The sequence below is a fragment of the Methylophaga thiooxydans DMS010 genome, from assembly GCF_000156355.1.
GTDB classification, from domain to species: Bacteria; Pseudomonadota; Gammaproteobacteria; order Nitrosococcales; family Methylophagaceae; genus Methylophaga; species Methylophaga thiooxydans.
Genome location: NZ_GG657899.1, coordinates 321,083 through 337,035, shown reverse-complemented (window position 1 = coordinate 337,035; position 15,953 = coordinate 321,083). Strand labels below are relative to the sequence as shown.

Sequence of the window (15,953 nt, the reverse complement as noted above, 5' to 3'; positions counted from 1 at the left end):
GAGAGCGGGGCTGATTAATGTAACTACGGCGCAGTCTTAGCGACTGATTGTGTGTCATCAAGTGGTTTAGGTGTCACTAAGGTGTCTGGACGAATATGTGACAAGCCGTTCACAACAACCTTATCTCCGGCTTGCAAGCCACTCGTCACCAAGCGCTGATCATTATGATGACCACCCAACATCACTTCGCGGTAGGTTGCCTTGTTGTCAGCATTCACAACATAAACAAACTTTTTGTCCTGATTCGTGCCAATGGCTAAGTCCGGTACGAGCAATGTCTCCTGCTCATTCGCAGCACCTAAGCGAACATTGGCATACATACCCGGTGTTAAGGCACCATCGGTATTTTCAAAGATTGCACGGGCTCGAATTGTGCCGCTGGACACATCGAGTTGATTATCAAAAGAATGGATTTCACCTTGATAAATCACACTATTATCAGCCGCTAGCGTCATTTCTACCGGCATTTTTTGATCACGTTGGCTATTTCGAACGAATTTGATGTAGGTTTGTTCATCAACATCAAACTCTGCATAAAGCCTATTATTCGCGACCAACGTTGTCAGAACCGGTGCATTTGGCGAAGTCTCGATAATGTTACCAACGGTTAGCTCTGCTCTACTCACACGTCCCGCAAACGGTGCACGAATATAGCAATAATTCAGATCTAATTTGGCTTGAGCAACAGCACTTTCTGCTTCGTTGATCGAAGCCGTTGCAACTTGGTATTCATTTTTGGCAGCATCAAATACGCTTTCAGAAACAAGTTTATTTTTGACCAGTCTCTGACTTCTATCTAACTCATCTTTTGCCAATTTGGCACGTGATTTCGCAGAGGTCAATTGTGCTTCAGCCCGTCTTAAAGCAGCTTGATAAGGGCGAGGATCAATCACAAACAGTAAATCATTTTTCTCAACGAGCTGACCATCATCAAACGCAACTTGTTGAAGCTCACCACCGACGAGCGGTTTGATTTCAGCTGTATCAACCGCACTCAAACGGCCTGAAAAATTAGTCCAGATACGCACAATCTCTGGCGTTAGACTGATGACTTCAACAACAGGCGGCGGCGGTGCTGCAGCAGTCGCTTTATCTTGCTGATTTTCAGCATTGGTCACGTATACAGCGCCAGCGGTTGCGCACAGTAGCAGCACTGTCGTGATTTTAAGCCAACTTCGGCTTTTAGTTTTTGCTGATGAATCAGACATGAATAATCTCCATCTGTCGGCAACGATATGACGACGAGTCCATGAGTAAAGACATCCCAGAGGGCAGGATCCAAAGAATCAAGCATACATACCGGTCGGTATGCACGTCAAGATAGAGAATAAAAAAAACCTTACCACCAACCTTATATCATTGAAAGATATCATTTTAAACAAAATAAAAAGCTACATCTACAGCATGCCAAAACCATCATAATAATGACAGAAACATGACACATTCCTTGCTATACAAACCGTATGGTTTATAATTATTTAATACTTACTTAATTGAGAAAATATGTCTGTTATCGAAACTCGAGAAAGACTGTTGGAAACGGCATTGGAGCTGATCTGGCAAAGCAACTACAGCAGTGTGGGTGTCAATGAAATTTGTAAAAAGGCCGGCGTGACTAAAGGTGCTTTTTATCATCATTTCAGCTCTAAAGCGAACCTGTTTTGTGATGCAACCAGTTATTACTGGCAGGTGATCAAAAAAGACCTCGACAGCATCTTTTCTCCTGTCAATACACCGCTTGAACAATTAGAAAATCTGATCCAGTTTCTATTCAACTCTAAACTCAGCGATGACAGCATTCAGGGATGTCCCTTCTTTAATGTGGGTGCTCAGATCGGTACAGATGATGAAAAAGTCATTGAAGCGTTGAAAAATCTCTCTCAAACTGCAATCACCTATAATCTGGCACTTATCAAAGCACTCAACACAGGCGGCTACCTAGATCGCGTCACGGATATGGAGCAACAAGCCAGGCTGATGTATCACTATATACACGGCGTAATGAGTTATGCTTATGTGCGACCCGATGTCAGCCTGGTAAAAAGAGATATGCCGGAAGGCTTATATCGTTTGCTGGGTGTCAAACCAGAGTTTTGGTTTACTACCTCACCAACATGGCCTGAAGCACCAATGTCCATCAAGAATCAGGCTTGAATCAGCCTTTCAGCAACCAACGCTCTCGCACCTGATACCTCACCCCTTTCTCGGTTGATATAGACTCAACTAAAGCAAAACTGTCGGCGTTGATCACAACGGGACTAAAGTTTAGTTCAGGTCGTTGCTTGGCTTTACGTGCAAGGGTGATATGTGCACGATAGGGGCGCTGCTCCACTCGAACCGGATACTCTGCCAGCATAGCAGTTAAGGCATTCACCAATTGATAGACGGCTTTGGGCTGTCGCTGGCAGGTTAAGCATACGATCTTTGGTTTAACCCAGTAATCGAGTTCATTGAACTCTAACGAGATCGGGGGTGCGATGATATCACCTGCTCGTTGTTGCACGGCTGTAGCAATGGCATCATCAACATTACCTAAGAACACCAGCGTGATATGCAGATTATCAGGAATGAGTTTTCGAATATCGGGAAAAAAGATTTGTTGGTTGATCTGAGCAATCTGCTGACGACTATTATTATCCGGCCACAATGCAAAAAATAAACGTTTCATCAGGAACAGCCACTTGCTCTAGGTCAAAAAACGACGGTTTTATCGCGTCCACTCTGTTTCGCTTGGTACAGCGCTGAATCGGCTCGTTGAATCATCGTCTCTATATCTTCACCAGCGCGATAATCTGTCACACCAAAACTAACAGTTACATCAATCTTATCAACGGTGAATGGAGTACGTCGAATCAATCGCCGCAAATGCTCTGCCAGTGTACGCGCACCATCCAGTGACGTTTCCGGGTTTAGAATTAGAAACTCTTCTCCACCCCAACGTGCCACTACATCTTGATCACGCACATGTTCGCGTAACAACATAGCAATTTGTTTTATCACGTCATCACCGACAACGTGACCATAGCTATCGTTAATTTGTTTGAAAAGATCGATATCTAACATGACGATAGTAAAGCCATGTTGGTAACGCTTATATCGTGTTAATTCTTGCTGAAATGCCTGATCGAGATAATAACGGTTATGTATACCCGTTAGATGATCGCGCTGTGATAGCTGTTCAAGCTTTTTATTCACACGCTGTAGCTCACGGTTATGTTGATTTACAAGTAAATAACGATAAAAAAACAACGCAACCACAACCGCAATCACAATTAACATTCGCCATAACCATGTGAGATCAACGTTTTGATGAAATGATAGTGACAACCAGTTATTCAGAATTTGTTGGCGTGTTTCTTCCGTTGTTACCGCAATGGCTTTATTGTAAATAGAGAGTAACAAGGGAAGATCGGATCGGATCCCCACAGACATGGCATAGCGCTGATCCAATATCCCATTGATTTTAATATGTGAAATACCATGTTTCAACGTTTGGTAGTTAATGCTGGGGACCGTGTCGATATAACCAAAAACAAGTCCAGTCTCGACCTGTTTAAGCCCCTCTGCAGCACTGTTAACCGTAGCTAAGCTAATGTCAGGATAAGCGTTTTGAACAATGTCGACTCCGGCATAACCTTCTACCATTACAAAGTGTTTATCTGTCACCTGTCGCAGGTTAATGATAAAGGTATTATCGGGTTGTGTTGCTACAGCAAAAGGGTAAAAGATAAACGGTTTTGTGAATGCTAAATAGCTACGACGACTGGGCGTATCTTGTGCACTGGATAACACATCGCACTGCTTGTTTTGCATCAATGTCAGTGCGTGTTGCCAGTCATCACTGGGTTGTAATTGTATCGGCGTGCCCAAAAGCTCAGACCAGTACTGATGAAAGTCTGACATGATGCCAATATAGCGACCATCCTGATCGATTGCTTCATAGGGTAACCAGTCGGGATCGGTACACACTCTGATGACGTCGAGACTGGCAAGAAATGCCTGCTCCTGCTCACTCAGCTTAAGCCGTTGATCAGCCGCCTGAGTGAAGCCAGAGCACAAGGATATAAAGGTCATCATCATGATGACTGTGAAGCGTAATATCGTCCTTGATAACATGTAAGTTGGCTTGTTATTTATTCATGATCACGGATAAAAACCCAGTCATTTTCTTTCGACATATCAGCACTGTATCGGTAACCATCACTATTGAAGTTTTTGATCGCTTCAGCATCCTTCAATTGATTATCGATAATATAGCGACTCATCAACCCCCGCGCTTTTTTTGCGTAGAAACTGATCATTTTATACTGGCCATTTTTCCAGTCTTTAAAAACTGGTGTAATGATCCGCGCTTTCAGCTTTTTAGCTTCAACGGCTTTAAAGTATTCGTTGGATGCCAGATTAATCAGAATGGCATCATTAATCGCCGACTCGTTTTCCAATGATTCACGTAATTGACTGCCCCAAAATTTATAGAGATCGTGACCGGCCTTATTCTTTAGTTTCGTTCCCATTTCGAGGCGATAAGGTTGAATAAGGTCTAACGGCTTTAGTACACCGTAAAGCCCAGACAAAATCCGTAAATGCGTTTGGGCATAATCGAACTGGGCTTCATTCATAGTCTCCGCGTCTAGCCCTGTATAAACATCACCTTTAAATGCCAGCACAGCCTGTTTTGCATTGTCGAGCGTAAAAGGGGGTTGCCATGACTCATATCGTGCCGCATTAAGCCCAGCGAGTTTATCACTGAGTTTCATCAAGCTGGCAATCTCTGCCGTGCTCATCTGTTTTAAGGCGTCAATCAATTGTGCCGAGGCTTCTAAGTAACGTGGTTGACTGAATGCGTCGGTTACTGGGGCTGTGTCAAAATCCAGCGTCTTTGCTGGTGAAATCACCATCAACATGTATCAATCCTAATTATTTATTTTCTAATGGTCGGGAGTATTACGTTTGTCGCCACCGGGCTGACCAGCATCCCCCATTTCTTCAACTGCATTTTGATAATCATCGTCATCATTGTCTTGCTTAGTGTCGACCTCGTCTTCCCAGCTATTAAACGGAAATGGACGGCGATCATCGCTGTAGGTCAAAAAAGCCACTATCCGGTATACATAAGTCGATAAATCATTGGCAAAATCACCAATATCCTCATTGGGCTTACCTGTTACCAGAGCAAAAAGCGCCTGGACGACAACAATAACCGCCACTAACATCATCACCAGATACAAGACAACAGCGAACAACACCATGTAAAGAATCCGCAGCCATTGACCTTTGCTGGATAGGTTCTGTTTTACTTGCTCATTTTTCACGTATTTACTCCTTGTATCCGTCACTATGATTACTTTACCACTAACCGATAAATAGTTGATAAAAACGGCTTTGACTAGAGCTTAAGACACAATTATGGGAAACTCTACCGATTGTGATTGAAAGACAGAAACAACGATGAATTTATCCATTCAGGGCTTTATCCATGGCATAGAGCTTTTTATTGAAAAAACAGGCCGTGCTATATCTTGGCTAGTTTTAGCATTAGTCATTTTAATCTGCTACGACGTCGCGATGCGCTATTTATTCCAGCAGGGGTCTGTTGCACTTCAGGAATTGGAATGGCACTTGTTTGCTCTGATATTTTTACTGGGCGGTGCCTACACGTTGAAACATGATGATCATGTTCGGGTCGATATTTTCTATCAAAGCCGTTATTTGTCTGATCATGGCCGAGCTTGGATATCGATTATCGGCACTGTTTTATTTCTTTTTCCATTTTGCCTGCTGATCTTTATCACGAGTTGGCCTTTTGTTGAAAATGCCTTTTTATACAATGAGGGCTCACCCGACCCCGGTGGTCTGCCCTATCGATATTTGCTAAAAAGTGCGATTTTGATTGGGTTTGCCATGCTCATGCTGCAAGGCATTGCTGAGATCTTAAAAAACGTACATATCTTGCGTCATAAGGAGAGCCATTAATGGAGTACTGGGCTCTGGCGATGTTTGCCGTATTATTTTTATTTCTGCTGGCAGGATACCCCGTTGCCTTTACATTAGGCGCTATAGCGCTTGGTTTTGGCAGTATCTTTTTAGGACTCGATTTCTTCAATCTTTTGCCCTTGAGAATTTGGGGCATCATGACTAACTTCACCTTACTCGCGGTGCCGTTATTTGTGTTTATGGGGGTGATACTGGAAAAGTCAGGCGTGGCTGAAGCTCTGCTTGATACCATGGGTCGCTTATTCGGCAAACTACGCGGTGGTCTGGCCATCTCAGTTGTGGTTGTTGGTGCCTTATTAGCCGCCACAACAGGCGTTGTTGGCGCTTCAGTTGTGACCATGGCAGTGATTGCTCTCCCCTGCATGCTTAAGCGGGGTTATGCCCCCTCTCTGGCCAGCGGCACTATTGCTGCTTCTGGTACGTTAGGTCAAATCATTCCACCCAGCATAATTCTTATCCTGCTTGGTGATGTTATTGGTGTGCCTGTAGGTGAATTATTTATTGCAGCCACGGTTCCTGGCGCGATGTTGATCAGCGGTTATATTCTCTATATTTCATGGACAGCCTGGCGGAAACCTGAACTGGCACCCGCCATGGATAATAACGAAGAGTTTGGCTCAGGACTGGCACTTGCCGTGTTTAAAAGCCTGCTGCCCCCCTTATTTTTAATCATTGCCGTTTTAGGTTCTATCTTCTTTGGTATCGCCTCACCCACAGAGTCAGCTGCGGTGGGTGCGCTTGGCGCCATGCTACTGGCATTACTACATAAACGCCTGAACCTGGTTAACCTGCAACAGGCTATGCAGAAAACAACTCGTCTCACCAGCATGGTCTTTATTATCTTTATTGGCGCTACTGCGTTTGGTTTAGTCTTCGTCGGCATGGGCGGTGATAAGCTGATTCTGGATATCTTCAGCAGTCTCCCAGGTGGTAAATGGACCTTCCTGATTCTGAGTATGCTGCTGATCTTTCTACTGGGTTTTTTCCTCGACTTTATCGAGATCTGTTTTATTGTCGTGCCGGTTATCGCTCCAGTTGCCATTCATATGGGGCTCGATCCCTTATGGTTTGCATTGCTGATAGCATTGAATCTACAAACCTCATTCCTGACACCACCATTTGGTTTCTCCCTGTTTTATCTCAAAGCCAGTGCACCACCCAGTTTGAAATTACAGGCAATATACTCGGGCATAATACCGTTTGTTATCATCCAAGTTATTGTGCTGGGCCTTCTGATTGCATTCCCTCAGATCAGCCTTTGGCTACCTGGTCTAATGCAAAATTAGCTATTAACAAGCCCACTAATTTTGTGGGCTTAATGACATCAATTGTTTAAATACTGTGATGACAAATCAACTATGGCTTTGCTTCACCTCGCCCATTAGTCGGCAAAAATTGAACCTCTTCACACAACAGCGAAAAGTCACAAAACTGTCATCATAGTTTCATATTTCTCGCCTATGTTGGCGGCATGGAAAATCCCCAAAATGATCAAGTTCGCGCTCAGCTGATTTCAACGCTTTGGTCGCTTAAATCAGCCATCACTCTTCACCCTGATGCCATTAAAGGGCTGGGTTATGTCCATTTCAACACACTCATCAAGGATGAGGATTATCGCCTGTCAATCCTCAATGCAGCGATTGAATCTCCAGTCGAAGAAGTGCGTAAAATTGGCCAGACAGCATTGGATATTCATATTCCCGGCCCGTTGTCGAAAAATCCTAGTGAAGCTACGACACAAAATTCAAGCTCTTCCTCTCATGCATCAGATCGAGAAAATAACGATTCCGCTAACCACAATCAATCCTCCCAACCGAGCAAACATCGTGCGTCGATTTGGCTGCGTTCTATCGTAATTTTTCTTCTATTCGGTGGGATGACCTCGGCAGCAATAAGTGGTTGGCTGTGGAACTCTGACATCAAAATTGTCGAAGGTTCGATCAACGAGTCTGTTAACTGGCAAGCTGATAAACATTACATTTTAAGCGGTCTTGTTTTTGTTGAGAGTGGTGCAACACTGTCTATCGAGGCCGGTACTAAAATTTCCGGTAGCCCGGGCTCTGCGTTGATTGTGACAAGAGATGCCAAAATTAATGCACAAGGCCGTAGCAATGCACCGATTGTGTTCACCTCTAAACAGGCTGAAGGTAAACGCCAGCGTGGTGACTGGGGTGGTCTCGTTTTACTCGGTAATGCACCGATTAACAAAGGTACGGCTCATATTGAAGGCATCAAAGCCGATGATCCCCGTGGTGGCTATGGTGGCATGGCGGATACCGACTCATGTGGTGTACTCAAGTATGTCAGAGTTGAATTTGCAGGCTATGAAATTTCACAGGATAACGAGCTAAATGGACTCACCTTAGGTGGTTGTGGCTCTGGGACGATCATCAATCATGTTCAGGTGCATATGGGACTGGATGATGGTGTCGAAGTTTTCGGCGGCACAGTCAATCTAAAGCACATTTTCATCAGTCATCCCGGCGATGATGGTCTCGACTGGGACCAAGGCTGGCAAGGTAAAGCACAATTTGTGATTGTTCACCAAGGGCCTGACGGTGGTGATAACGGTATTGAGGCAGATAACGATAAAAATAATCATCATGCTGCACCACGCTCTCAGCCTACACTGTCCAATATCTCACTCATCGGCTCTGGCCATAATGATATTGCCCAAAGAGGTCTGCTACTGCGTCGAGGTACTGCCGGTGATTTACGTAACTTTTTGATCACCGGTTTCACCACAGAGGCGTTGGATCTGGGCGATGAGTCCACTGCCGCCTTAGTAGTATCGAAGCAATTGACGGCTAATGGCTGGGTTATTCAACACGCTGAAAAGCATTACTTTAGCCAAGAGTTTGGCAGTAAAGATGATGATAATGGCTTCTCTGAACAAGCCTGGCTGAATAATGCGAATAACCTGCTCACGTCGCGCGAGCTACTCAACGCCAAAACATCAGTAGCCGGTGCTGTTCCTGATTTTGCCCCAAGAGCAGATTCAGCGGCTGCAAAAATATTCGTTCCGTTACCACAGGATGAGTTTTGGGATGAGGGAGCCAATTATACTGGCGCCATTCGTCCCGGTGAGCGAATCAGCTGGTTAGATGGATGGACAGCTTATCCAGTGCATTAAGGCGCTCCTTTACTACTGGCGCATCAATCCGTTATTTATCTCAGCTGTGCTCAAAACCAAAGCTGAGTACTTCGCTAAGTTGTGTTTTCCCACTAATAAGCATCAAAAGCCTGTCTAGGCCCATAGCAACACCGGTACAGGCAGGTAATCCCGCTTCCTGAGCTGCCAGCAGACGCTCATCAATTGGCATAACTGTTTTATTCTGTGATGAACGCAGTTGGTTGTCACGTTCGAAACGCTGCTTTAACTCGACAGGGTCCAGGCATTCATCATAGCCATTCGCTAATTCCAGCCCACCAGCATAGACTTCAAAGCGAGCGGCAACTTTTTGTTGATTTGGGTTTTGATACACATTAGCAAGCTGGGCTTGCGACGCTGGAAAATCAAACACAATAACCGGTGCATGATAATTAAGCAGCTGTGGCTCGATCACTTCACTCATTAACAGCTCAAGCCAACCATCATGATCCGTTTCCCAGTTATCCGGTAAGCTCGGAATATGCTTGAAAGCCAGCGATTTCAAAGTTTTTGTTTCTGCCAGCAGTGGATCACACTGCAGCGTATCGATGTAAAGCTGCTGATAAGAGATTTTGACTGCCGCAGGGAAACCGGCAAGTTGTTGCAGTAACGCATCAACCTCATACATTAAGCCAACGTAATCTAAAGCCGGACGATACCATTCCAGCATCGTAAACTCAGGTGAATGCAAACGGCCGAGTTCACCATTGCGAAAAACAGGAGCAATTTGATAAATATCACCACTTCCTGCGGCGAGTAGCCTTTTCATCGCAAACTCAGGTGAGGTTTGCAAATAATAATGCTGACCTGTCGGCGCATAGTCAGTTGAAAAACTATCCAGATAGGTGGCAGTGGGCGCTGCCTGAGACAATACCGGCGTTTGTACTTCCATAACATTGCGTTCAGCAAAAAAAAGACGGACATCAGCCAGAAGCTGAGCCCGTCTTTTTAATATTTCTAACTCAGATGAGGGCTGCCAGTTTATGCTGCTCACGAATTGAAATACCCTAACGCTTTTCGCCTGCTATCAGATAGTTTAGTCTTTAGCACGCTCTACGTATGAAGCTGAGCGTGTATCCACTTTCAGCACTTCACCGATTTCAATGAACAAAGGCACTCGTACAACAGCTCCTGTTTCCAGCGTTGCGGGTTTACCGCCACCACCTGAGGTATCACCACGAACACCAGGATCCGTTTCCGTCACAGTCAAATTCACAAAGTTAGGCGGCGTTACCAGCAAAGGAGAGCCATTCCATAGCGTAACCAAATAAGAATACTGCTCTTTCAGCCAATCTTTGCTTTCTGAGATGGCATTCGCATCAGCGGCATATTGCTCAAAGGTGTTTGGGTCCATAAAGTGCCAGAACTCACCGTCGTTATAGGAATATTCCAGATCGATTTCGATAACATCAGCACCTTCAACACTGTCGCCCGATTTGAACGTGCGCTCATTTACGCGACCTGTTTTCAGATTACGGAATTTAACACGGTTAAATGCTTGCCCTTTGCCGGGCTTTACGAATTCGTTCTCAATAATGCTGCACGGATCGCCATCGAGCATAAATTTGAGACCGGATTTAAATTCATTTGTACTATAACTTGCCATCTTAACCTCTTTTAGGGGACGATCGTCGTCTGCCTTTTCGGCTTCAATAAAAAGTAACTATGATAACGCATTCGCAGCCCCCTAAGTTAAAACAAAGCTGGCAACACGCCCTGTCAAACGCGATCAATAACGCTGATGATCTACTGGAAAAACTTGGTTTATCCGGTCATTTACAGGCAATTGATAAGGATAAAATTCGTCAGTTTCCACTACGTGTTCCACAAAGTTATGTCGATAAAATGCGCTATGGCGATGCGAATGACCCGCTGCTACGCCAAGTTTTCCCCTTAATCGATGAGGGCTATCCGGCAGAAGGTTATCTCACCGATCCAGTGGGTGATCATCTTGCAGTGACCTCGCCGGGTATTTTGCAAAAATATCAGGGACGAGCGCTGTTACTGACCACCGGTGCTTGTGCTATTCATTGTCGTTATTGTTTTCGTCGTCACTTTCCCTACTCGGACAGTAACCCACTGTCGAGCCAATGGCAGCAGAGTATTGAACAATTAGCATCAGATGAAACCATTAGTGAAGTGATTTTAAGTGGTGGCGACCCGCTTTCACTTCATGATGACAAACTAGCAAAACTGGTTGCCGATCTCGCAGAAATTCCACATTTAAAGCGCCTCAGAATCCATACACGCTTACCCATTGTATTGCCTGAACGTATCAATGACTCGCTGCTAAACTGGATACAGGCAACGCGATTTAAAGTCGTGGTGGTAATTCATGCCAACCACGCCAATGAAATTGATGCCCACGCCGAACAAGCATTAATAAGCTTGAAGCAGGCTGGCTGCCAGTTATTAAATCAGACCGTATTGCTGAGAGGGATTAATGACTCGGTTGAGTCGTTATCAGCGCTGAGTGAGCGACTGAATGACGTTGATGTGATGCCTTACTATCTGCATCTGCTGGATAAAGTCGCAGGCGCACAGCACTTCGATGTAAACCAAGTGCGCGCGGTTAAACTAGTCGACGATCTTAGAAAGGTTTTACCCGGCTACCTTGTGCCACGACTGGTTCGTGAGCAACAAGGTGAAGCCAGTAAAACAGTGATTCGATAAGGAATTAACGATCGTTGATTGGGGTGTAGTCACGCGCATCACTACCCACATAGATTTGAGTAGGACGGTAAATACGGTTATTGGCAATTTGTTCACGCCAGTGAGCTAGCCAACCTGCACTCCGGGCCACGGCAAACAGCGCAGTAAACTCATCTTCAGGGATGCCCATTTCGGTATACAAAATACCCGAGTAGAAATCCACGTTCGGGTAAACACCCTTGTGGCCCAGTCGATCCGCACAGACTTCTTCCAGCTTCAAGGCGGTCTCAAACATAGCGTCCAAGTGGCCACCACGCTGAGCAACCAATTCTTCAACCAGCTTGTGTAGAATCGTGGCGCGAGGATCTTTGACCTTGTACTCTCTATGGCCCATGCCCCAGATCACTTCTTTATTCTTGAGCTTATCATCCACCCACGCTTCTACCTTGTCGGGCGAACCAATTTCTTGCAACATCCCCACCACACGCTGGTTAGCACCGCCATGTAATGGACCAGACAATGTACCAATAGCTGCCGAGATGACGCTGTAGGGTGTTGCAAGTGTAGAGCCCGCTACCAATGCGGCAAACGTTGATGCGTTCAAGGTGTGCTCTGCATGTAAAATCAGGCACACGTCCATGATTTTAGCCATCAAGGGATCAGGCTCCTGACCGGTAAACATGTAGAGCAGATTTTCAGCAACGGACAGATCTGAGCGCGGCTGAACCGGATCCCAACCATTGCGGATGTGTTCCCACATCGCCACTAAAGGTGCCATCTGCGCAATAATGTTAACAGTCATATTACGCACATAATCCAAGTCTTCGCAGGCTTGTGCATCGGTAAGGCATTCCGTTCCCGGGTAGAACATACCCAAGCTGGACACAGCTGTTTGCAGCATATCCATAGGGTGACCGGTATGAGGGAAATGACGCATCATTTCACGAATGTGATACTTGGTGCGGTAGTTCTGACGAAGTTGTTGCTTGAAGTCGTCTAGTGCTTTTTGGTTAGGCAATTCACCATTGAGTAGCAGCAATGTAGTTTCTTCAAAGCTGCTGTTTTCAGCTAATGTTTCAAGAGAGTAGCCGCGATAACTCAGTATGCCTTTCTCACCATCAATATTTGAAATTGCTGACTTTGTTGCGGGGACGCCTTCCAGGCCGGGTAAAAAATCACTCATCTACAACCTCATAATTATCTTGATGGTGGAGATTATCGGAAAAGCAGGCATTATACTGCATTGCCACCACAGCGACATCCCGTATCTCAGATTAACTTGATTGGCCCGACGTTAGTCGAGAATATCGGACCAAATATTTTTGGCCCAGGCGTCGGCAAACCGCCCTTCTAACTCAGTGGCTGATACAGAGATACCGCCTCCCGGCATCACGGCCATATCACCGTCCTGTTTATTATATCTAAACACCGCAGCCACATGACCCGCCTTATCAGCATCAACAAAGCTATAACAGGTATTACCAAATACTGGCTCAGCTTCAACAGGCTGCTCAGTTAACAGCGCAATGACGGCTGCAGCACACACTTTTGCTTGTGAGTTAGCGATATGCCCCGACTTTGGCAACTTCGACGCCACTGCATCACCAATAACGTGCACACGTTTCACTTGGGTGGATTCATAAGTCTGGAAATCTACCGCGCACCAGCGCTTATCGACATTGATAACACCAGCAAGCTCTGCCACTTTACCGGCTCTCTGCGGGGGAATAATATTCAGTACATCCGCTTCAATAGTGTCGAATGCGCTTTCAACGGTCAAATTATTTACATCAATCGACTCCACCGCATTACTAGGATAGTAGTCAATAAGCCCGGGATAATCAGTTTCCCAAACACCAGAAAACAAGGCTCTCTTAGATATAATAGTGCCATTGGCATCAAGGATGATTAACTTCGCTTTAGGGTTATGCTGCTTCAAAAACAACGCAATCTGACAGGCTCGCTCATAGGGCCCGGGCGGACATCGAAACGGCGCAGCAGGGATAGTTATAACCACATTTCCGCCCTGACGCATGGCTTTGAGTTGATCATATAAAAGCTGAGTTTGAGGGCCCGCTTTCCAAGCATGTGGGATCTGGTTGTTTACGATATCTGCCGTCAGCATGGGCAAATCATCATAGATAAAATCTACGCCTGGTGCGACGATAAGCCGATCATAGGCAATCTCAGCACCATCATCTAAACGCACCAATTGTTTATCAGAATCAATCGCTGTCACGGTTGCCTGAACAGTTTTAACATCATGCCGGGAACTGAGCGCTTGGTAATCACTGGTAAGCTGCTGCAAAGTACGGTTACCACTCAGCACCAGGTTACTTTGTGGGCAGGATACAAACTGGGCATTTTTCTCAACCATCACCACATCAAGATTTGGTGCCCACATTTTCAGATATTTAGCCGCTGTCGCGCCAGCAAAACCACCGCCGATAACAACGACACGTTGTTGTCGACGATCAGGTGTGGAAACAGAAAAACCCAGTGACGGAAACATGGCAAACGATCCCGCTGCAGCAGCGGTTTTGATCAAATTTCGACGATTCAATGCCATGCTCTAACTCCGTTTAATCAGGACACATGCTCACCCTGAGCTTGCAAATCAGCGTGGTAAGAAGAGCGAACCATCGGACCACTGGCAACATGTTCAAAGCCCATCTCTTTACCGACACGCCCCAGTTCATCGAACTCTTCGGGTGTCACAAAACGTTCTACCGCTAAGTGATGGCGACTTGGTTGCAGATATTGACCTAAAGTCAGCATACGACAGCCGTGATCTCGCAAGTCTTGCATCACCTGCTTCACTTCATCTAGCGTTTCACCTAAGCCCAACATCAAACCAGATTTGGTGGGCACATCAGGATGCATCGTCTGAAAACGTTTGATCAAATCCAAAGACCATTGGTAATCAGAGCCCGGGCGTACTGCTTTGTATAGACGAGGAATGCTTTCCAAATTATGGTTGAAGATATCCGGTGGACTTTGCGTCAATATCTCTAACGCCACGTCCATACGACCACGAAAATCAGGCACTAGAATCTCAATATTGGTCTCAGGTGATTGCTGACGAATTTCGTCAATACAACGAATAAAATGTCTGGCACCACCATCACGCAGATCATCACGGTCAACCGAGGTGACAACCACATGCTTGAGTTTCATTGCCGAGATCGTTTTAGCTAAATGCGCGGGTTCATTTTCATCCAGCGGATCAGGGCGACCATGGGCAACATCACAAAATGGGCAGCGTCGTGTGCAAATATTCCCCATAATCAAGAATGTCGCTGTGCCATGCGCGAAGCATTCTCCTAAATTCGGGCAGGCTGCTTCTTCACACACCGTATGAAGTTGGTGCTCTCGTAACATATCTTTGATGTGTTGAACATTGGGATCACCATGTGATTTGGCACGAATCCACTCGGGTTTACGTTTCGGCTCTGTCGGCTCGATTTTTATTGGAATACGAGCAACTTTTGATTCGCCTTTTAATGCGCGAACATCACGTTTGCCCTGTACGTTTTCTGTCATTCTTATTTACCTGTTTGCATCTGCTGTTGAAACGCAGCAACAAATCGTTGTTTTGCCTCAGCCATATCGAGCTTAATATCAAGTGAGGTGAGGTCGATTACTTCCATTCCAGCCTGGCCGCATGGATTGATGTAGTGAAATGGTGTTAAATCCATATCAATATTAAAACTAACACCATGATAACAGGCGCCACGTTTTACACGTAAACCCAGCGATGCGATTTTACGTTCGTCGACATAAACACCGGGGGCATCCTGACGGGCATACGCATTGATATCAAAGTCAGCCAGCATCGCAATGATTGTTTGCTCAAGACGACCGACCAGTTCTCTGACACCGGACTTTTTGCGGCGCAAATCGATCAAGGTATAGGCGACCAACTGCCCAGGGCCATGATAAGTCACCTGTCCGCCTCTATCTGTATTTACAACAGGAATATCGTGCGGATTAACTAAATGTGCTGGATCACCATTTGCGCCTTGCGTAAAAACCGGCTGATGTTCTAGTAACCAGAGTTGATCATCGGTAGTGTCATCCCGCGTCAGTGTGAACTCACGCATATCTGCCACAACTGGTTCATATTCAACCAGTCCCAGATCCCGAATAATCATGA

At 45.6% G+C, this 15,953-nt stretch carries 16 protein-coding genes; 5 read left to right on the top strand and 11 right to left on the bottom strand.

Annotated elements, in window-relative coordinates:
• Window positions 1-23: 23 nt before the first annotated feature.
• On the bottom strand, window positions 24-1,208 hold the full coding sequence (locus MDMS009_RS10510; protein WP_052298166.1) for an efflux RND transporter periplasmic adaptor subunit: 1,185 nt from the start codon (window positions 1,206-1,208) through the stop codon (window positions 24-26).
• A gap of 295 nt (window positions 1,209-1,503) precedes the next feature.
• On the opposite strand from MDMS009_RS10510, the gene MDMS009_RS10505 reads away from it, so the two are divergent.
• A complete protein-coding gene (locus MDMS009_RS10505) occupies window positions 1,504-2,154 on the top strand; it encodes a TetR/AcrR family transcriptional regulator (RefSeq protein WP_008291439.1) in 651 nt (216 codons plus the stop codon).
• Window position 2,155: 1 nt separating this feature from the next.
• Here MDMS009_RS10505 and thpR read toward each other — a convergent pair whose 3' ends face one another.
• From thpR to MDMS009_RS15860, 4 genes are read right to left on the bottom strand one after another with little or no spacing between them, the layout of a single operon-like run.
• Window positions 2,156-2,668, bottom strand: a complete 513-nt coding sequence (thpR, locus tag MDMS009_RS10500; protein ID WP_008291228.1) for an RNA 2',3'-cyclic phosphodiesterase — start codon at window positions 2,666-2,668, stop codon at window positions 2,156-2,158.
• Window positions 2,669-2,691: 23 nt separating this feature from the next.
• Entirely contained in the window at window positions 2,692-4,080 is a 1,389-nt protein-coding gene (locus tag MDMS009_RS10495; protein WP_008291411.1) for a diguanylate cyclase, read from the bottom strand.
• Between the two features lie 53 nt (window positions 4,081-4,133).
• A complete protein-coding gene (gene yaaA, locus MDMS009_RS10490) occupies window positions 4,134-4,904 on the bottom strand; it encodes a peroxide stress protein YaaA (protein WP_008291436.1) in 771 nt (256 codons plus the stop codon).
• 24 nt (window positions 4,905-4,928) lie between these two features.
• Window positions 4,929-5,312 (bottom strand): DUF4389 domain-containing protein, encoded by a 384-nt coding sequence (locus tag MDMS009_RS15860; RefSeq protein ID WP_008291540.1) that lies wholly within the window; start codon window positions 5,310-5,312, stop codon window positions 4,929-4,931.
• A 136-nt stretch (window positions 5,313-5,448) separates the two neighbouring features.
• On the opposite strand from MDMS009_RS15860, the gene MDMS009_RS10480 reads away from it, so the two are divergent.
• From MDMS009_RS10480 to MDMS009_RS10470, 3 genes are all read left to right on the top strand, one after another.
• Window positions 5,449-5,973, top strand: coding sequence for a TRAP transporter small permease subunit (locus MDMS009_RS10480; protein ID WP_008291468.1), 525 nt, complete (start codon window positions 5,449-5,451; stop codon window positions 5,971-5,973).
• Complete coding sequence (locus MDMS009_RS10475; protein ID WP_008291652.1) at window positions 5,973-7,280, top strand: TRAP transporter large permease; 1,308 nt, start codon at window positions 5,973-5,975, stop codon at window positions 7,278-7,280. Before MDMS009_RS10480 ends, MDMS009_RS10475 begins: the two co-directional genes overlap by 1 nt.
• 185 nt (window positions 7,281-7,465) lie before the next feature.
• A complete protein-coding gene (locus MDMS009_RS10470) occupies window positions 7,466-9,127 on the top strand; it encodes a hypothetical protein (protein WP_008291246.1) in 1,662 nt (553 codons plus the stop codon).
• A gap of 40 nt (window positions 9,128-9,167) precedes the next feature.
• Here MDMS009_RS10470 and epmA read toward each other — a convergent pair whose 3' ends face one another.
• Together epmA and efp are read right to left on the bottom strand one after the other, a co-directional pair.
• Entirely contained in the window at window positions 9,168-10,139 is a 972-nt protein-coding gene (gene epmA / locus MDMS009_RS10465) for an EF-P lysine aminoacylase EpmA (RefSeq protein ID WP_008291582.1), read from the bottom strand.
• A gap of 42 nt (window positions 10,140-10,181) precedes the next feature.
• Window positions 10,182-10,751, bottom strand: a complete 570-nt coding sequence (gene efp / locus MDMS009_RS10460) for an elongation factor P (RefSeq protein WP_036312697.1) — start codon at window positions 10,749-10,751, stop codon at window positions 10,182-10,184.
• Window positions 10,752-10,810: 59 nt separating this feature from the next.
• Between efp and epmB the strand changes: the two genes are divergently transcribed.
• Window positions 10,811-11,818 (top strand): EF-P beta-lysylation protein EpmB, encoded by a 1,008-nt coding sequence (gene epmB, locus MDMS009_RS10455; RefSeq protein ID WP_008291714.1) that lies wholly within the window; start codon window positions 10,811-10,813, stop codon window positions 11,816-11,818.
• Window positions 11,819-11,822: 4 nt separating this feature from the next.
• Here epmB and MDMS009_RS10450 read toward each other — a convergent pair whose 3' ends face one another.
• The 4 genes from MDMS009_RS10450 to lipB form a co-directional block, all read right to left on the bottom strand.
• Window positions 11,823-12,980: a citrate synthase gene (locus tag MDMS009_RS10450; protein ID WP_008291662.1), complete on the bottom strand. Its 1,158-nt coding sequence runs from the start codon at window positions 12,978-12,980 to the stop codon at window positions 11,823-11,825.
• Between the two features lie 111 nt (window positions 12,981-13,091).
• Window positions 13,092-14,366 (bottom strand): FCSD flavin-binding domain-containing protein, encoded by a 1,275-nt coding sequence (locus tag MDMS009_RS10445; protein WP_008291536.1) that lies wholly within the window; start codon window positions 14,364-14,366, stop codon window positions 13,092-13,094.
• A gap of 17 nt (window positions 14,367-14,383) precedes the next feature.
• A complete protein-coding gene (lipA, locus tag MDMS009_RS10440; RefSeq protein WP_008291423.1) occupies window positions 14,384-15,340 on the bottom strand; it encodes a lipoyl synthase in 957 nt (318 codons plus the stop codon).
• A gap of 2 nt (window positions 15,341-15,342) precedes the next feature.
• Window positions 15,343-15,951 carry a lipoyl(octanoyl) transferase LipB gene (gene lipB / locus MDMS009_RS10435; protein WP_008291759.1) on the bottom strand — a complete coding sequence of 203 codons (609 nt, stop codon included), beginning with the start codon at window positions 15,949-15,951 and terminating at the stop codon, window positions 15,343-15,345.
• Between the last annotated feature and the right edge of the window lie 2 nt (window positions 15,952-15,953).